We start from the raw sequence: 17,706 nt of genomic DNA on the forward strand, positions 1-17,706 counted from the left end.
CGATGATGCTCGGACCTGTTGCCCCAATACAAGGACGATACGATCAAAAAAAGGGACGCTGATGCGTCCCTTCTCTGTATTCGGTCAATAGCGGCTTATTTTTTGCTGCTAAGGGCACCGAAACGCTTCTTAAAGCGGTCAACACGGCCACCGGTATCAAGGATACGCTGCTTACCAGTGTAGAATGGGTGACACTTGTCACACACGTCTAGGTAGATGTCTTTGCCTAGGGTTGTGCTGAACGCGAATTCGTTACCGCAAGAGCATTTTGCTGTGACGGCTTTGTACTCTGGATGGATACCAGCTTTCATAGGGATAACCTCATCTTGAAGGCCGTGTCGCTCTCCCGATCCTAAGCCGGGCACCACACGTCGTTAACAAACATTTTCTAAGGCGCGCAATTCTAATCAAGCGCCCTCTTTTTCGCAACTTTTTTGTGCAATCATAGCGCCAGCTGAAAGGCATCAAGGCTTTGCCAACGTGTGGCTAACCGTTACACTGAGATTCCTTCTGGCCAATAAGATGTTGTGATGGAACAGTTTGCTCAGGTAGCGTTGCCTGTCCCTTTGCCGAAAACCTTTGATTACCGTATCGCAGACGATCAGCACCCGGTTGTCGGCGGGCGCGTCAAGGTGCCGTTTGGACGCCAGCATAAAGTCGGCATCGTTACCGGCTTGTCGTCCACGGCCAGTGTGGAAACCAGCCAACTCAAAGCGATTGATACCGTACTCGACGCGCAACCGGTCTGGACCCCCGCCGTTTATAACCTTTTGCAATGGGCCAGTCGCTTTTACCATCACCCGCTTGGCGATGCGATGGGGGCGGTGATGCCGACTTCGCTGCGTAAAGGACGCCCGGCGACATTACAGCAACAAAAATGGTGGCAAATTACCGAATCAGGACAAAACCAACCTCTATCAGGTCTGAGCCGCGCCCCCAAACAAGCCCGAGTGTTGCAGCTGCTCACTCACGGCCCGGCCACCCAAGCCGACTTAATCGAACAAGACATCGGCGCGCCGGTACTAAAAACAGTGGCAGAAAGAGGCTGGATCGCGCCCTACTCGCCCCCTTCTCAGGCCATTGCTTGGGTAAAAAGCTTTGCGGTCACCGAAGAAAAGCCGACGCTTAATCACGAGCAAGCGATGGCGGTTGCCACCCTCAATGCCAGCGATGGTTTTGCCTGCGCGTTATTAGAGGGGATCACAGGCTCAGGCAAAACCGAGGTTTACCTCAATGTGCTAGAACCGGTGCTCGCACGCGGCCAGCAAGCGCTAATCTTGGTGCCAGAAATTGGCCTGACACCACAAACCATTCGCCGTTTTGAGCGTCGCTTTGCTGTCCCTGTGACCGTGATGCATTCAGGGCTCAGCGATACCGACCGTCTCAACGCTTGGCTGGCCGCACGCGAAAACCAAGCAGCCATTGTGATTGGTACCCGCTCTGCACTTTTTACCCCCATGGAAAAGCTTGGCATCATCATTATCGATGAGGAACACGATCCCTCTTATAAACAGCAAGATAGCTTTCGCTATCACGCCCGCGATCTGGCCGTCATGCGGGGGCATGAAGAAAACGTACCGGTGATCTTGGGCTCAGCCACGCCGTCGCTAGAAAGCTTGCATAACGCAAAGACCGGCAAATACCAGTACCTCAAACTGACTCAACGTCCTGGTAATGCGGTCACCGCCCGGCAAGGGATACTCGATATCAAAGGCCATCACCTCGAAGCTGGCTTGTCTGCGCCGCTGATTGCTGAAATGCGTCAGCACTTGCAACAAGGTAACCAGGTGATGCTGTTTTTAAATCGCCGCGGTTATGCGCCGGCGATGATGTGCCATGAGTGTGGCTGGCTGGCGAACTGCCAACGCTGTGATGCCTACTACACCCTTCATCAGCGACACCAAGAGTTACGCTGCCATCACTGCGGCCACCAAAAACGAGTGCCCCCGCAATGTGGCGACTGTGGTTCTACCCAGTTGATTAGTGTTGGCGTAGGCACCGAGCAACTCGAATCCCAGCTTGGCGAGTTATTTCCCGAATACAATACCGTTCGCATTGATCGCGATAATACCCGGCGAAAAGGGAGCCTTGAAGGTTACTTGGCCGATATTGAAAAAGGTGAGTATCAAATTCTACTGGGCACGCAAATGCTCGCCAAAGGCCATCACTTTCCTAACGTCACCCTGGTCGCCTTAGTCGATGTGGACGGGGCGCTGTTCAGCAATGATTTTCGCGCGCCTGAGCGTTTAGCCCAATTGATGGTTCAGGTGGCCGGGCGCGCCGGCCGCGCCAGCAAACCAGGTACTGTGTTATTACAAACCCACCATCCAGAGCACGCCCTGATCCAATCTTTGGTGCACCAAGGCTATCAAGCCTTTGCCGAATCGGCGTTAAATGAACGGCGTCAGGCATGGCTGCCGCCTTACACGTTTCTTAGCCTCTTTCGCGCCGATGGGCATGAAGAAAACAGTGTCCAGCAGTTTTTACAACAAGTCCGTCAAACACTGGCTGCCTCACCGGTTCAACAGGATGAATGTCATATTATGGGGCCGATGCCCGCCGCGATGGCGAAACGCGCGGGTCGCTATCGGTGGCAGCTCCTCATTCAAGCGCCCAGCCGAAAAGTGATGCAGCAATGGCTCCAGGTGGCACTTCCGGCCATCCAACAGCTCCCCCTGTCACGTAAAGTCAGATGGTCATTAGACGTCGAGCCGCAAGACCTTTCTTAATATTCCCTTGCAGTAAAGCGACAGAAATCACACTTTCATTGCAATAAGTGTTAGCTTGTCCGTGTTTAAATCGGACAAGGCTAGGTAGAATAAGGCCGCAATTGGCTAAGAGAACAGGTCAGATGAGCTAATAACTGTCTGATCTCACAATACAGATAACAAGAGGACTGTCATTATGGCGACAATGAAGGACGTTGCCCACATTGCCGGTGTATCTACAGCAACCGTATCACGCGCGCTGATGAACCCTGAAAAGGTCTCGGCCACAACCCGTAAAAAGGTTGAGCAAGCGGTCGTAGAAGCTGGCTATTCCCCTAACTCACTTGCGCGTAATCTACGCCGCAACGAGTCCAAAACCATCGTCGCTATCGTCCCGGATATCTGCGATCCTTACTTTAGTGAGATCATCCGCGGGATCGAAGAAGCGGCGATGGAGCACGGTTACCTGGTTTTGCTCGGTGATAGTGCCCAACAACACCACCGCGAAAACTCATTCGTCAACTTGGTGTTCACCAAGCAGGCAGACGGCATGCTACTGCTGGGCGCCGATGTGCCCTTTGATGTGAGTAAGCCCGAGCAGAAAAACCTGCCCCCGCTGGTGATGGCCTGTGAGTATGCCCCGGATCTTGAACTGCCGACGGTGCATATCGACAACCTAACTGCCGCGTTTGAGGCGGTCAATTACCTCACCCAAGTCGGCCACACCCGTATCGCCAATATTACTGGGGTACCAGAAACCGCACTGACGCAATTCCGCTCGCAAGGTTATCAGCAAGCACTACAGCGCGCGGGGATTACCGTCAACCCAGCCTACAGCGTGGTGGGGGATTTCAGCTTTGCCTCGGGGGCACGGGCAATGACCAACCTACTCTCTCTGCCCGAGCCACCCACCGCCGTCTTCTGTCATTGCGACGTGATGGCCGTGGGCGCAATGCAACAAGCCAAACGCTTAGGCATGCGCGTACCGCAAGATATTTCGATTGTCGGATTTGATGACATCCAGTTCGCGGAATATTGCGATCCTCCCCTGACCACCGTCTCCCAACCTCGCTATGACATTGGTCGTCAGGCCATGTTAATGCTGCTCAACACCTTGCAAGGGCGTGAAGTGAACGCAGGATCACGGCTTTTAGATGCCAAGTTAGTGATCCGTGAGAGCGTTGCCCCACCGTCTCGGTAGTAAGACTGGTCAGCACGGGTCGAAGCCAGTAACATGAACGCTTTACTGGCTTTTTGAATTTGAATATTTGCTGTGGCAACTCGTGATTACGTAAAACGTGGTAAAGCACCGCGTAAAAAAAATACCCGTCGGCAACCACCCAAAGCGCGTGCTCGTTTCCCATTAAAGTGGGCGTTACTGGCTGTCTGCTTGGTTGGCGCGTTTGGCTATGGCCTGTACCTATTGAGCAACACTGACGCGCCCGCGCCTAAACCGGCAACAAACGCACAGCCTCAGCCTTCCGCGCAGAGCGATAAGGCACATCTGCCTAAAAAGCCTGAAGAAAAATGGAGTTACATCGAGGAGCTGGAGAGTAAAGAGGTGGAAGTGAAGGCCAAAGCACTACCACAATCCACGCGTCCTTATCTGATGCAATGCGGCGCGTACCGCAGTCAAGATCAGGCGAATGAGCGTAAAGCGATCATTGCCTTTCAAGGGCTAGAAAGCCAAATCAAGATAAGCCAAGGGGAAAAAGGCACCTGGTACCGCGTGGTATTGGGTCCTTACCCGCGTAAGCGTCAAGCAGAGCGTGACCGTAATATGCTCCGACGCGCCGGAGTTGAACCTTGTGCCATTTGGTACTGGGAATAACACTGCTGCATTGTATCGGCTGGGCCAAGTCTATTCCTTGCCCAGCCTTGATTGAAATCCTCTCCTCACCCCTTGAAAAGTGATCGGTAAAGCCCAACCTCATACAGTAATCACCCATCTGGTGTACCAGACACAAAGAAAGAGGTTCCCGTGACTACAATCGTCTCCGTTCGTCGCGAAGGTAAAGTGGTTATTGCTGGCGATGGCCAAGTGTCACTCGGCAATACTGTCATGAAAGGCAATGCCCGAAAAGTTCGCCGCTTGTATAACGGCCAAGTACTCGCCGGATTTGCTGGCGGCACTGCTGATGCCTTCACCTTATTTGAGCGCTTCGAGCGCAAGCTTGAACTGCACCAAGGGCACCTAACCAAAGCGGCCGTTGAACTTGCTAAGGAATGGCGTACTGATCGCGCGCTACGTCGATTAGAGGCCCTACTGGCCGTCGCCGATGAAACCGCCTCATTGATCATTACCGGTAACGGCGATGTGGTTGAACCAGAGCGCGACTTGATCGCCATTGGCTCTGGCGGCAACTATGCCCAAGCCGCCGCCGTTGCTATGCTTGAAAACACGGCGTTAGATGCCCGCGAGATCGCAGAGAAAGCGCTAACCATCGCCGGTGATATATGTGTGTTTACTAACCAGCAACACACGGTTGAAGAACTCGAGAGTAAGAAACAGGATTAGTGATGTCTGAAATGACTCCACGCGAAATCGTGCATGAGCTTGACCGTCACATTATCGGTCAAGACAATGCCAAACGTGCGGTGGCGATCGCACTGCGAAACCGCTGGCGCCGAATGCAGCTTGCCGAAGAGCTGCGTGCGGAAGTCACCCCAAAAAACATCTTGATGATAGGTCCAACTGGTGTGGGCAAAACAGAGATCGCTCGCCGGTTGGCACGACTCGCGAACGCGCCTTTTATCAAGGTGGAAGCCACCAAATTCACCGAAGTGGGTTATGTAGGGAAAGAAGTAGAAACCATTATTCGCGATCTCGCGGATGTGGCGATGAACATGACCCAGCAGCAAGCGATGGAAAAGGTCAAATTCCGCGCAGAAGAACAAGCAGAAGATCGTATCCTCGATATCTTGCTGCCACCAGCACGCGACGCATGGGGCCAAAATGAGGCCAGCCAAGAGGACTCTTCAACACGGCAAAGCTTCCGTAAAAAATTACGCGAAGGCCAGCTTGATGATAAAGAAGTGGAAGTCGATGTCGCCGCCCCACAAATGGGGGTGGAAATCATGTCGCCGCCAGGCATGGAAGAGATGACCAACCAGCTGCAAAGCATGTTCCAAAACCTCGGTGGCAACAGCACCAAAAAGCGTAAGATGAAAATCAAAGACGCTATGAAGGCGCTGACCGAGGAAGAAGCCGCCAAGCTGGTTAACCAAGAAGAAATTAAAGAGCAAGCCATCCACATGGTGGAGAACAACGGTATCGTGTTCGTGGATGAAATCGATAAGATCTGTAAATCAGGCAACACCAGCGGTGGCGATGTGTCTCGCGAAGGGGTGCAACGCGATCTCTTGCCATTGGTCGAGGGCAGCACAGTGTCCACCAAGCACGGGATGATCAAAACCGACCATATCTTGTTTATCGCCTCAGGCGCTTTCCAAGTATCACGGCCGTCTGATCTGATCCCTGAACTGCAAGGCCGCTTGCCCATCCGTGTTGAGCTTGAAGCACTGTCCACCGATGACTTCAAGCGGATCCTCACCGAGCCAAATGCCTCGCTCACCCAGCAATATACCGCACTGCTGAAAACCGAAGACATTGATCTGACGTTTGAGGAAAGTGGTATTGATGAGCTGGCCTCTGCCGCATGGCGTGTGAACGAGAAAACCGAAAACATCGGTGCCCGTCGTCTACATACCTTGATGGAGCGCTTGATGGAAGAGGTCTCATACGACGCCAGCGAGCGTGCCGGTCAAAGCGTCACCGTCGATGCCGATTATGTCCGCCGCCACCTCGAAGAGTTAGTTGACGACGAAGATTTGAGTCGTTTCATCCTCTAAGCGTGCGAGAGACCACAACACTAGGGCAGCAAACGCTGCCCTTTTTTGCATCAAAAGTTGAGCTAGCGCAATAGCAAGTCGGATTTCAGCCAACAATGGGTTACTCCTCTCCCCGCTTGCGCGATAATAGTGGCATCGTTTTTTCGTCTTGAGGATCGCTATGCGGCCTTCTACTCTTGCGATATGGCTGGATGCGGCGCGACCTAAAACCCTACCGCTGGCCGTTACCTCGATTTTGTCCGGCAGTGCTGTCGCCGCCTCACAAGGGAGCCTGTCATGGTCAATCAGCTTGATGGCGCTGGTGACTGCCTTATTGCTGCAGATCCTGTCTAACCTCGCGAACGACTATGGTGATGCACTAAAAGGCACGGATAACGCGACGCGTATCGGCCCCATGCGTGCCATCCAATCCGGCCATGTCAGCCTGACCACCATGCGCCGCGCGCTCATGCTCAATATTGGTTTGACCCTACTCAGTGGTGGCTCACTGATTGCGATAGCCTGCCAACAACCGACCGACATTATCAGTTTCTTGCTGCTTGGCGTGATGGCGATTGTGGCAGCCATTACCTACACCGTGGGCAACAAACCGTATGGCTATCGCGGGCTGGGGGATTTATCGGTACTGATGTTTTTTGGCTGGCTCGGGGTGGCCGGCACCTATTATTTGCAGGTCGGTCATATTGATTCTTTAATCATACTTCCTGCCACCGCTTGCGGCTTGCTGGCGGTGGGCGTATTAAACATCAACAATTTACGAGATATTGATAACGATCGCGCTTGTGGTAAGCATACCTTGGTGGTGCGTTTAGGGCCGGAGCGCGGGCGTCAGTATCACGTGATCTTGCTGGCCGGCGCTATCGTTTGTTATTCCTTGTTTGCTGCCCTTACCTTGCAAGCTTGGTTGGGTTGGTTGTTCCTCGCTGGTGTCCCATTTCTGGCGCGCCACGGGCGTGACGTCTATCAAGCCACTAATGCCAGCGCCCTGCGCCCCATGATGGGAACCATGGTGCGTTGTGCACTGATCACCAATGGCCTATTTATGACGGGTATGCTGTTGGTCTAATTAGGCCACAGATTGGCCGCTTTAACATTGCAAACCCTTATGGGCTCGTTATACTTGGACTTGCCATGTTGGCAACGCTAGCTTGCCAGCCTTTTTCTGCCTCAACAAGAAGTTAGACTATGGAATATAATACCTCGGAACTATGCGACATGTACCCCGAAAACGTGGATGTCGTGGAGCCAATGTTTAGCTCTTATGGGGGCCGCAGCTCGTTTGGTGGCCAAATTACCACAGTAAAATGCTTTGAGGACAATGGGTTAATTCGTGAAATGGCCGAGCAAGACGGCGAGCAGCGAATTATGCTGATTGATGGCGGCGGTTCGTTACGTCGCGCCCTTATTGACGGCGAGATTGCGCAGCTTGCCGCTGACAACGACTGGGCTGGCATGATTGTTTACGGTTGTGTTCGTGATGTCGATACCATCGATGAAATCGATATCGGCATTCAAGCACTGGCTTCGATTCCAGTGGGGACTGATGAGCAAGGTATCGGTGAAACGGATGTCCCCGTCAACTTTGGCGGCGTCACTTTCTTGCCCGATGATCATGTTTATGCCGACACCACTGGCGTGATCCTTTCACCGGATGCGCTGACCATGGCAGACGAAGACCTCGACGATGCGGAAGACGACGACTGACTCGTCGTCTGATACCGAATAGCAAAACAGAGCCAATTGGCTCTGTTTTTGTTTATTCAACGTTCTCAATTTTACCTAGCAAGCTCCGAATGCGATCTTGCCATGCTTGCTGCTCATCGCGCAGTTTAGCGTTCTCCCGCTCAAGCTGCTCACGGCGCTCTTTTTCCGCGACGGCATCTTGCTCTAGTGAGCCGTTCTTTTCTTTGAGTTCTTCGATTTCCATTTGTAGCAGCGAAATGGTATCCACCGCCATTTGTACTTTAGCTTCGAGTTGTTCTAATACTTCCAATGACATCAAGGCCACCTTATTTCTGACGATTGATCCCGTTACTGCCTCATGCGCAGCAACCCGTGCAACGGAACGTGCACCCCGGCTTTATTGTACTCAGGTGATACCAGACTGCCACTGTTCTCGCTACCTGCTCGCGTACAAGTGCGCAAAAAAGCAGCGCCTTTTGTCATCGCCCTTCCGGATGAGATAAAAACGCCCGCCCCGACTCCACGCAAACGTTTTCTCTTTCTGGTAGACTTGCGCGCAAATTGGGCTAAGGCCCGTCTTAGTGTGGCTGACATTTCCGGAGTACTGATGAAACGTGATCTCGCATTGGCATTCTCGCGCGTAACCGAAGGCGCAGCATTGGCTGGGTACAAATGGCTGGGACGTGGAGACAAGAACGCGGCCGATGGTGCGGCGGTTGAAGTAATGCGCACCCTGCTTAACCTCACCGATATCGACGGTGAAATCGTGATAGGGGAAGGTGAAATCGATGATGCCCCCATGCTCTACATTGGCGAACAGGTTGGTTTAGGCGGCGATGCGGTCGATATCGCCGTTGACCCGATTGAGGGCACGCGAATGACAGCCATGGGGCAAGCCAACGCATTGGCAGTCCTCGCCGCTGGCGAGAAAGGCAGCTTTTTAAAAGCCCCTGATATGTACATGGAAAAACTGGTGGTCGGCCCCGGTGCCAAAGGGGCGATTGACCTCAATAAGCCTTTGCTCGACAACCTCGAAAACGTCGCGATAGCGTTAGGTAAACCACTCGACAGCTTGGTGGTCGCCACCTTGGCCAAACCGCGTCATGATGAAATCATTGCCAGCATGCAGGCCAAAGGGATCCGTGTCTTTGCCTTCCCCGATGGGGATGTGGCGGCCTCTATTCTCACCTGTATGCCAGAAAGTGAAGTCGATGTGATGGTTGGCATTGGCGGTGCGCCAGAAGGTGTGGTATCCGCGGCCGTGATCCGGGCCCTGGGCGGCGATATGCAAGGACGATTGCTACCACGTCACGACGTGAAAGGGGATACCCCAGACAACCGCTTGCTCGGTGAACAAGAAATGACACGATGTGCGCAAATGGGGATTGCCGCTCATCAGGTGTTGACGCTATCGGACATGGCCAGCAGTGATAATGTGGTATTCGCGGCGACTGGGATCACCAAGGGCGATCTGCTCGATGGCATTACCCGACACGGGGATTTAGCCACCACAGAAACCTTGGTGGTACGCGGGCAATGCCGCACCATTCGTCGGATCCGTTCGACCCATTATTTAAGTCGCAAAGATACGGCGATCAAACCGCACATCCTGTAACCCCAGTGGCCGTGAATACGGCCCTAGACTGGTCAAGCCCGTCGATTTCGATTATCCTTTTATAAAGAGTTTACTTTATTTATTTGCGACGACACGATTGGGGTAATCGAAATCGAATCATGAAGTCCACTGACCGCATTCTACACACCATCAAACGCGAAGGCAGCGTAAGTGCGAAAGTCTTGGCCGATCAGCTCGGCATGACCACCATGGGCGTACGTCAGCATTTGCAAAGCTTAGAGCGCGATGGCTTGGTCGACTTTGAGGATATCCGCGCTAAAGTGGGCAGACCTTCTCGTCATTGGTCCCTAACCGCCCAGGGTCATCGGCGGTTTGCCGACAGCCACCATGATTTATCGGTTACCCTTATCGATTCCGTGCAAAACGTGTTTGGCGAGCAAGGTGTTGCCGATGTCATTGCCCAACGTGAAGCCGCCACCTTTGCCCAATATCAAGACGCGCTCAAAGATTGCGATAATTTAGAGGCTAAATTGCAAACCTTGACGTATCTTAGAGAGAGCGAGGGATATATGGCCGAGCTTCATCAAGACGGCACCGACTATATACTGATTGAACATCACTGCCCTATCTGTCATGCAGCAAAGTCCTGTCCGGCGTTATGCCGCTCAGAAATCCAGTTATTCCGCCACCTGCTCGGTGAGGCCTATCGGGTCGAACGCGAAGAGCACATTGTCTCTGGACAGCACCGCTGCACATATCGTATTGGAGAAAAGACCTGAGGAGGTAATATGGCCACTTGGATTAAGGCTGAGGTCGTGGAGAACCAACATTGGACAAAGGATCTCTTCAGCCTGGTGTTATCCGCCCCTGTCGAGCCGTTTAAGGCAGGCCAATTCACAAAACTCGGCATGGAGATCGATGGCAAGTTGATCCAGCGTGCCTACTCGTTCGTGAATCCTCCACAAAGTAAATATTTAGAAGTTTATGCCACCCGTGTCGCCGACGGGTTAATGTCACCCCGCCTCCACGCGCTTGAGCCGGGTGACAACGTGATGATTACGCAAGATCCGGCTGGCTACTTTACCCTCGATGAAGTGCCGCAAGGCCAACACCTTTGGATGTTTGCCACTGGGACGGCAATCGGCCCGTACATCTCACTCATGGAACAAGGCGATCTGTGGTCACGTTTTCGTAAAGTGATATTGGTGCATGCCGTACGCTTCGCCGCCGATTTAACCTATCAAGCACGCATTAACGCGCTGCAAGAAAAGTATCCCGATCAGTTGGTGGTTCAACCTTTCGTCAGCCGCGAGCCAACCGCGGGCGCGCTCTCTGGACGCGTGACCCACGCACTGGAAGATGGGCTACTTGAGCGGGTAGTGGGTCTGCCCCTCACGCCTGAACACAGCCAAGTGATGCTGTGTGGCAACCCGGCCATGGTCAAAGAAGTGAAAACACTCTTAGAAGGTAAAGGACTGAGCAAAAACCTGCGCCGTAAACCAGGCAACGTGACCACCGAGCACTACTGGTAAGCCGCTCCCCTGCTTTGCTGACAAGCATACGGTAAAGCAGGGCATTTTTATCGACGAGAATTAATCACAAAAACCCATTCGGATTCAGTCGATTGCCCCCGCCTCCGTCTGCATCCTCATTCAGGCCGCCAATATAGCCAGACATCGCTTATTTGATCCCCTCCAGCCTCCGGCTCATAGTTAAATTAACGCTTTGGTAACACGATCAGATGATCGGCGGCGTGTAAGGAGTAAGCGATGAAGACCCTACCCTCTTTCGATGAGTTGGCGGCACTGGCTGAGTCAGACCCACACGCATTAGAAGCATTGAGGCTTAGTATGAGTGAAGATGTCATCGCCAATGCATCTTACGCCACCCAACCTCAGCTACATGCGATGTTAAGCCATATCAATCGAATGATAGATCATGGTAAGAACCCATTACACGTCAATATGCTGTTGTTCCAAGCACTGACGCGCCAGTATTCGCGCTTTGCCACCGCGTTTACCGCACCCGATGAACTATGCCGTCATCAAGCGGACATTATGGACTTTCGCGTTGGGCAGGCCGCGAAAAAAGGCGTGACAAAAGGATCGGACCGTCCCACTTAGCCACCCTTGTGTGAGTGTCCTACACCCGCATAAATGCGCTACATCGCGCGCGTGGTCCCCACCCACTTACGGTAGCTACTGGTATCCATATCACGGACGTCTACCGTAAGACTACTGACGTGCCCGGCATGCTCACGCAGCGGCACGGTCAACGCATCACTGATCGCTTCTTTTTGCTGGGTACTGCGCCCCGCGAGTAACCGAAATTCAACATGAACAAACTCACTGCGATCTGCCTGTGCCCCCACACGCCAAACACCGCACGGTACCGCGCGTGATTTTAAGGCCTCGGGGTCGAAGCTGCCGGTAGCAATCGCAGCATGGTGTAAGTCATCCACCAGTTGATCAATATTGACGCGCTCGGCCAATGCGTCTGTGTATTCCATTACCAGATGGGGCATAAAACCTCCCTCCATTAAACACGCCCACGCGTATAGTGCCGAAAGTCTTGCCTTACCACGAGCGCGACTGTCACACTTTTGTCGATACCCGCCTGCCCTTATGATGAAAATTTACTACCTAAGGTTCCCTTTTTGGCCTAAAACGGGTAAAAACGAAAGCATTCTCGCCATTCTATGATTTTAAACAGAGAAGGCCGCGCTACAATAGACTACCTTCTTTACATCTTTTGACTTCAAATCAACTAAACCGCGGAGGAATTCCTATGCGCCGTCCATTGGTAATGGGTAACTGGAAACTCAATGGCAGCAAAGCCATGGTCACTGAACTGCTTAACGGCCTTAACGCTGAACTGAAAGGCGTTGAAGGCGTCGATGTGGCCGTTGCGCCACCAGTGATGTATTTGGCACAAGCTGAGCAACTGCTGGCTGATAGCGCGATTAAACTCGGTACGCAAAACGTCGATACACACAACAGCGGCGCATTCACCGGTGATATCTCTGCAGAGATGCTGAAAGACTTTGGTGCGACCCATATCATTATCGGCCACTCAGAGCGTCGCGAGTATCATCAAGAGTCTGACGAATTTGTCGCGCAGAAATTTGCTTTCTTGAAAGAAAACGGCCTCACGCCTGTGTTGTGTATCGGTGAGTCTGACGCGCAAAACGAAGCGGGTGAAACTCTCGCGGTATGCGCACGTCAGCTTGACGCTGTAATCCAATCACAAGGGGTTGAAGCCTTGAACGATGCCGTGATCGCCTATGAGCCAATCTGGGCAATTGGCACCGGTAAAGCGGCGACCGCGCAGCAAGCACAAGATATCCATGCAGCGATCCGCAAGCATATTGCGTCTTATAGCGAAGACGTGGCAAGCAAAGTCGTGATTCAATATGGTGGTTCTGTGAAAGCCGGCAACGCCGCTGAGCTGTTTGCAATGCCAGACATCGACGGCGCGCTCGTTGGCGGTGCCGCGCTTGACGCTGCTGGCTTTGCGGCGATTGCTAAAGCCGCGGCAGAAGCGAAAAAAGCGTAAATTACGCGCCGAAGACATGAAAGATCCACGCCCTCAGCCATCGCTGGGGGCGTTTTTTATTGCGCGCCATTAAAACCAAACTGCCGCCACGCTTCATACCCAATAATCGCCACGGCATTAGACAGGTTAAGGCTACGTGCCTCTGGCTGCATTGGAATGCGTAACCGCTGCGCGTCTGGTAATGCTTGGATCAACGCATCGGGTAAGCCGCGCGTTTCTGGCCCAAACAACAACACATCACCGTCCGCAAACGTCGCCGCAGTGTGAAACTGGGTGGCTTTGGTGGTACACGCAAAGATCCGCCGGCCGGCCATCGCTTTTGCAAACGCCGTGTAGTCCTGATGACGTGTCACACGCGCCAAATCATGATAATCCAATCCCGCGCGACGGACTTTTTTCTCGTCAAGATCAAAACCCAACGGTTCAATCAGATGTAAGTGCGCGCCGCAATTGGCACACAGGCGAATAATATTGCCCGTATTCGGTGCAATTTCAGGCTCATAGAGCGCAATATCAAACATGGCAGTAACCTGCAAAATCCAGCAAAGGCGGTATTGTCGCAACCGCTTGTGGATTGCGCAATATTAACCACATGGCCAGTATAAACACACCGCTAGCCCACCTTGTGGACGGTTGGATGCGTTAACCTGCCCACCGTGCTGTTGAATCGCTTGTGCGGTAATCGCCAGTCCCAATCCTGAGCCGCCACTGTGGCGATCGCGCGCGGCCGATACCCGGTAAAACGGGCGGAAAATGTCTTTTAACATGCTCTCTGGCACCCCAGGCCCATCATCAACAACCGAGAGGCAGAGCTGTCCCGCGTCTCGTTCCACCGTGATGTGAACGTGTTGGCCGGCATAGTGAATGGCATTGCGTAATACGTTATCTAAGGCACTACGCGCCAGGCGCACATTGACGGTCAGCATGGCATCTGGGATCCCCTTGCTGGTGACCTGCTTACCCTGTTGACCGGCTTCAAACTGGGCATCCTCTATCACTGTTTGCCACAAGGCATCAGCACTGATTCTTTCTCGCGCCAGGTGGCCTTGGGATTGTAAGCGTGACAAAGTGAGTAACTCGCTGATCAACGCCTCAAGTTGGCTCGCTTCGCGTTCAATTCTCGCTAACGCCTCGCTATCGCCCAGCTCACGCGCAGCGAGGGCCCGCGCCATTTGCAAACGCGTGAGCGGTGAGCGTAATTCATGAGAAATATCTGAGACCAGCTGTTGTTGTCCGGTCACCATCTGATTAAGCGCGGTCACCATTTGGTTAAAGCCCTGCCCCGCGTCGCGAAACTCCCTCGGGCCTTGCTCAAGATCAGAGTCTGTCACTAACTCCCCGTGGGCCACCCGTTGACTGGCCGCCTGAAAGCGCCTGGCCGGGCGCGTTAAGGTATACGCTAACCACAATAATAAAGGTGTGCTCACCAACATGGTGACACCTAATAGATGCTCCGGCTTTTCCAATATTTTCAGGACAAAGGGCAGTCTGGGCTGCCAGCGTCTGGCGTGATAAAAACGCCCCGACGCATCGGAGGTCTGGACCGGAAACGGCCCCGCGAACATGTGGCGATGATAGAGGCGTTGCAAAGGCTCGGCAGTGTCTGACGTTCGTGACATAAAGTGGCGTAACTCGCGAGGAAGCGCGTCGAGCGGTGCGCTGTCAGGCACCCAGTAGAGCTTGTACGGTGTGCGGCGGTGTCCGCGATATTGATGTTGCCGTGCCACCAGCACAGAGAGCGGTACCTCTCGGCGCTGCGCGATGGCCATCAATTTCTCAATCTGACTTTGTATGCGCGCTTTTTCGACGGATGAGATCGCATGTAAGCTACGCGGGTCACCACGCTGTGCCCACATCACTGCCGCGAGCACCACCAGCAAAGTGAGCCAAAAAATAATAAAAACCCGACCATAAAGGCTGCCAAGAAAGGGTAATCGCGCCCAACGTTCACCGATACGCTGCCGCAGCGCTATTAATCGACCCATAAGTAACCTTTCCCGCGCAATGTTTTGATCCTTGGCTTACCATCAAGGCGCTCGGGCAGCTTCTTGCGTAAGTTGGAGATATGCACATCGACCGCCCGATCAAACGGCATTAAGCGCTTGCCCAGTACCTGTTCGCTGAGCAAGGATTTACTCACCACTTCGCCAGGGTGATGAAGTAAACAGGCGAGCATTTCGGTTTCCATCCCCGTTAGCTCCACGGGCCTGTCTTGACATAGGGTTTCTAACCGGCGTGGGTAGACCCGCACGTCATGGTGGGCGAGGACAGGCTCCTCGTCCGATTGCGTCGGTTCAACGCCATCTCCCTGCGTCCGGCGTAAAATGGCACGCATTCGGGCAAGCAGTTCACGATCACTAAAGGGTTTAGCCAAATAGTCGTCCGCGCCTAATTCTAGTCCCATCACACGATCCACTTCCTCACCTCGCGCAGTGAGCATCAAAATCGCCACGTTGGAGGTCGCGCGTAGCTGGCGCAAGGTTTCCATCCCGTTGAGTACTGGCATCATCACATCCAGCAAAATGATATCGGGCGGGGACGCATTTGCCATCTCCAACCCCACTTGGCCGTTATCCGCGCAGCGCACCGCAAATCCCTCCAAAGACAGTAGTTCGCTCAGAAGGTCCGTTAACGCTGTGTCATCATCGATGATTAAAACCTGATACATGCTTTTACACTCACTCCCAAGGTGGCGTGTTTGTGACACCCAACAGGGTGTATTTCTATCATAGCGGCTCACACACATGCGTGACTTTACCCATCTTTACACCCAATAACGTCACTTTACATCCCAGTCCGTAGGCTAACAGGGTAAACATTCCAATTAGGAGAGAGATGATGAAACGCTTTACGATTGGCTTAGCACTTGCGGCAGTGACCCTTCCCACCTTGGCTGCCCCGCACTTTAGTGGTGGCATGGACCGCAGTCTATGGCGTGATCTGGATTTGACCGCTGAGCAAAAGACTCAGCTTGAAGCATTGCGAGATGACTATCGCGCCCAGCGTCAACAAGCACGAAGCGACTTCCATACCAATATGCATACACTGCTTACCCAAGAGACGTTCGATGAAGCAGCGGTGCGCGACCTATTGTCGTCTCAGTCACAACCTAATCTTGAGCGACGCGTTAGTCATGCCCGCCATCAGCATGCGATGTTACAAGTGCTGACCGCTGAGCAACAGAGCGCCTTTTTTGATGCGATGACGGAAAAGCGGGCGCAACGCGGCCACGGTCACCGTGGTAAAGGGGCGCATCGTCAACCGGGTCAAAAAGGTGACTGTTGGCGCTAAACCTGCGCCGTGTCATACGTTTGCCGTCAATGGCATATATACTGAGGGCAGTGTTAATTAACCGACTGCCCTCTGTATGACAAAAAAGTATGCGTTTTGGGTTGAAGCCGCGGCGTGGGCAGCCACCTGTGTGGCGACCCTTCTCCTGTTAGCCAAACTCATCGCGTGGTGGCTCACCGGCTCGGTCAGTGTGCTGGCCTCGTTTGTTGACTCATTGCTCGATTTGCTCGCCTCGCTCACCAACTTGCTCGTGGTGCGCTATGCAGTACAACCGGCAGATAGCGAACACAGTTTTGGCCACGGTAAAGCCGAATCACTGGCCGCCTTGGCGCAATCCACCTTCATTATTGGCTCCGCCTCCTTCTTGCTGCTCAGTGGACTCGAACGTTTGTTCAAGCCTGTACCGATTGCCGCCCCTGAACTGGGGATTATGGTCAGTGTCGGTGCCACCGTGATCACCCTCGGCTTGGTGCTGTTTCAAAAGTGGGTGATCCGCAAAACCGCCAGCCCCGCCATCGCCGCCGATGCCCTTCATTATCAATCTGATTTATTAATGAACGTCGCGATTATTATTGCCCTTGGACTGAGTTGGTACGGCTGGACACACGCCGATGCCTGGTTTGCGATTGCCATCAGCCTGTTTATCTTATCGCAAGCGCTTAAAATGGCTTATGAGGCCATCCAATCACTGCTCGATAGGCAATTACCGCTTGAAGAGCAAGAAAAAATTGCCGTGCTCTCCAGCTCAGTGGTTGGGGTGCACGGCATTCATCAATTACGCACACGTCAGGCGGGGATGACAAAGTTTATCCAATTACACATAGAGCTGGATGACGAGCTACCCTTAGTGGATGCACATACTATCGCCGATGAAGTGGAAGATAGGTTGCTCGTCGCCTTTCCCGGGGCAGATGTGATCATCCATCAAGATCCCAAATCCGTGGTGCCAAAAGAGGCAAAGGCGTGAGAGGTAACGTGAACAAAAGCTCATCGGGCTGACATGTATCAACTTTTTTTCTATAGCAATTGTAATACTATTAC

Annotated in this window: 19 protein-coding genes and 1 pseudogene; 14 read left to right on the forward strand and 6 right to left on the reverse strand. The window is 53.1% G+C overall.

Annotated elements, in window-relative coordinates:
* Positions 1 to 95: 95 nt before the first annotated feature.
* Positions 96 to 311 (reverse strand): 50S ribosomal protein L31, encoded by a 216-nt coding sequence (gene rpmE / locus C7A19_RS10285; RefSeq protein WP_046074736.1) that lies wholly within the window; start codon positions 309 to 311, stop codon positions 96 to 98.
* Positions 312 to 527: 216 nt separating this feature from the next.
* On the opposite strand from rpmE, the gene priA reads away from it, so the two are divergent.
* The 7 genes and pseudogenes from priA to rraA all read left to right on the forward strand — a co-directional run bounded on the left by priA (position 528) and on the right by rraA (position 8,264).
* Entirely contained in the window at positions 528 to 2,729 is a 2,202-nt protein-coding gene (priA, locus tag C7A19_RS10290) for a primosomal protein N' (protein WP_201264079.1), read from the forward strand.
* A gap of 169 nt (positions 2,730 to 2,898) precedes the next feature.
* Positions 2,899 to 3,909: pseudogene (cytR, locus tag C7A19_RS10295) on the forward strand (DNA-binding transcriptional regulator CytR); the annotation flags it as partial.
* Between the two features lie 72 nt (positions 3,910 to 3,981).
* Positions 3,982 to 4,539, forward strand: coding sequence for an SPOR domain-containing protein (locus C7A19_RS10300; protein ID WP_069361882.1), 558 nt, complete (start codon positions 3,982 to 3,984; stop codon positions 4,537 to 4,539).
* Positions 4,540 to 4,689: 150 nt separating this feature from the next.
* The gene (gene hslV, locus C7A19_RS10305) at positions 4,690 to 5,226 is read left to right on the forward strand and encodes an ATP-dependent protease subunit HslV (protein ID WP_069361883.1); all 537 of its coding nucleotides are present in this window, start codon (positions 4,690 to 4,692) and stop codon (positions 5,224 to 5,226) included.
* Positions 5,227 to 5,228: 2 nt separating this feature from the next.
* On the forward strand, positions 5,229 to 6,560 hold the full coding sequence (gene hslU, locus C7A19_RS10310; RefSeq protein ID WP_116644839.1) for an HslU--HslV peptidase ATPase subunit: 1,332 nt from the start codon (positions 5,229 to 5,231) through the stop codon (positions 6,558 to 6,560).
* 160 nt (positions 6,561 to 6,720) lie between these two features.
* The gene (locus C7A19_RS10315) at positions 6,721 to 7,626 is read left to right on the forward strand and encodes a 1,4-dihydroxy-2-naphthoate polyprenyltransferase (RefSeq protein ID WP_069361885.1); all 906 of its coding nucleotides are present in this window, start codon (positions 6,721 to 6,723) and stop codon (positions 7,624 to 7,626) included.
* A gap of 119 nt (positions 7,627 to 7,745) precedes the next feature.
* Positions 7,746 to 8,264, forward strand: a complete 519-nt coding sequence (gene rraA, locus C7A19_RS10320) for a ribonuclease E activity regulator RraA (protein ID WP_116644840.1) — start codon at positions 7,746 to 7,748, stop codon at positions 8,262 to 8,264.
* Between the two features lie 52 nt (positions 8,265 to 8,316).
* On the opposite strand, the gene zapB is transcribed toward rraA, so the two are convergent.
* On the reverse strand, positions 8,317 to 8,559 hold the full coding sequence (zapB, locus tag C7A19_RS10325) for a cell division protein ZapB (RefSeq protein WP_116644841.1): 243 nt from the start codon (positions 8,557 to 8,559) through the stop codon (positions 8,317 to 8,319).
* A 291-nt stretch (positions 8,560 to 8,850) separates the two neighbouring features.
* Between zapB and glpX the strand changes: the two genes are divergently transcribed.
* The 4 genes from glpX to C7A19_RS10345 all read left to right on the forward strand — a co-directional run bounded on the left by glpX (position 8,851) and on the right by C7A19_RS10345 (position 11,942).
* On the forward strand, positions 8,851 to 9,858 hold the full coding sequence (gene glpX / locus C7A19_RS10330; protein WP_077485830.1) for a class II fructose-bisphosphatase: 1,008 nt from the start codon (positions 8,851 to 8,853) through the stop codon (positions 9,856 to 9,858).
* A 119-nt stretch (positions 9,859 to 9,977) separates the two neighbouring features.
* Positions 9,978 to 10,598 carry a metalloregulator ArsR/SmtB family transcription factor gene (locus tag C7A19_RS10335; protein WP_077608194.1) on the forward strand — a complete coding sequence of 207 codons (621 nt, stop codon included), beginning with the start codon at positions 9,978 to 9,980 and terminating at the stop codon, positions 10,596 to 10,598.
* A gap of 9 nt (positions 10,599 to 10,607) precedes the next feature.
* On the forward strand, positions 10,608 to 11,351 hold the full coding sequence (locus tag C7A19_RS10340; protein WP_077485834.1) for a ferredoxin--NADP reductase: 744 nt from the start codon (positions 10,608 to 10,610) through the stop codon (positions 11,349 to 11,351).
* 237 nt (positions 11,352 to 11,588) lie between these two features.
* Complete coding sequence (locus tag C7A19_RS10345; protein WP_116644842.1) at positions 11,589 to 11,942, forward strand: DUF3135 domain-containing protein; 354 nt, start codon at positions 11,589 to 11,591, stop codon at positions 11,940 to 11,942.
* A 38-nt stretch (positions 11,943 to 11,980) separates the two neighbouring features.
* On the opposite strand, the gene C7A19_RS10350 is transcribed toward C7A19_RS10345, so the two are convergent.
* Positions 11,981 to 12,343 carry a 5-carboxymethyl-2-hydroxymuconate Delta-isomerase gene (locus tag C7A19_RS10350; protein ID WP_077485838.1) on the reverse strand — a complete coding sequence of 121 codons (363 nt, stop codon included), beginning with the start codon at positions 12,341 to 12,343 and terminating at the stop codon, positions 11,981 to 11,983.
* A 263-nt stretch (positions 12,344 to 12,606) separates the two neighbouring features.
* Here C7A19_RS10350 and tpiA point away from each other — a divergent pair, with 263 nt between their 5' ends.
* A complete protein-coding gene (gene tpiA / locus C7A19_RS10355) occupies positions 12,607 to 13,374 on the forward strand; it encodes a triose-phosphate isomerase (RefSeq protein WP_069361893.1) in 768 nt (255 codons plus the stop codon).
* A gap of 56 nt (positions 13,375 to 13,430) precedes the next feature.
* On the opposite strand, the gene C7A19_RS10360 is transcribed toward tpiA, so the two are convergent.
* The 3 genes from C7A19_RS10360 to C7A19_RS10370 form a co-directional block, all read right to left on the reverse strand.
* Positions 13,431 to 13,895, reverse strand: coding sequence for a tRNA (cytidine(34)-2'-O)-methyltransferase (locus tag C7A19_RS10360; RefSeq protein ID WP_077608198.1), 465 nt, complete (start codon positions 13,893 to 13,895; stop codon positions 13,431 to 13,433).
* 63 nt (positions 13,896 to 13,958) lie between these two features.
* On the reverse strand, positions 13,959 to 15,359 hold the full coding sequence (cpxA, locus tag C7A19_RS10365) for an envelope stress sensor histidine kinase CpxA (RefSeq protein WP_077485840.1): 1,401 nt from the start codon (positions 15,357 to 15,359) through the stop codon (positions 13,959 to 13,961).
* Positions 15,347 to 16,042, reverse strand: coding sequence for a response regulator (locus C7A19_RS10370; RefSeq protein ID WP_116644843.1), 696 nt, complete (start codon positions 16,040 to 16,042; stop codon positions 15,347 to 15,349). The genes cpxA and C7A19_RS10370 overlap by 13 nt, the downstream gene beginning before the upstream one ends.
* 167 nt (positions 16,043 to 16,209) lie before the next feature.
* On the opposite strand from C7A19_RS10370, the gene C7A19_RS10375 reads away from it, so the two are divergent.
* Positions 16,210 to 16,665, forward strand: coding sequence for a Spy/CpxP family protein refolding chaperone (locus C7A19_RS10375; RefSeq protein ID WP_116644844.1), 456 nt, complete (start codon positions 16,210 to 16,212; stop codon positions 16,663 to 16,665).
* Between the two features lie 76 nt (positions 16,666 to 16,741).
* Positions 16,742 to 17,632 carry a CDF family cation-efflux transporter FieF gene (gene fieF / locus C7A19_RS10380; RefSeq protein WP_069361898.1) on the forward strand — a complete coding sequence of 297 codons (891 nt, stop codon included), beginning with the start codon at positions 16,742 to 16,744 and terminating at the stop codon, positions 17,630 to 17,632.
* Positions 17,633 to 17,706 lie beyond the last annotated feature (74 nt).

The sequence above is a fragment of the Salinivibrio sp. HTSP genome (assembly GCF_003390965.1).
Lineage (GTDB): Bacteria > Pseudomonadota > Gammaproteobacteria > Enterobacterales > Vibrionaceae > Salinivibrio > Salinivibrio kushneri.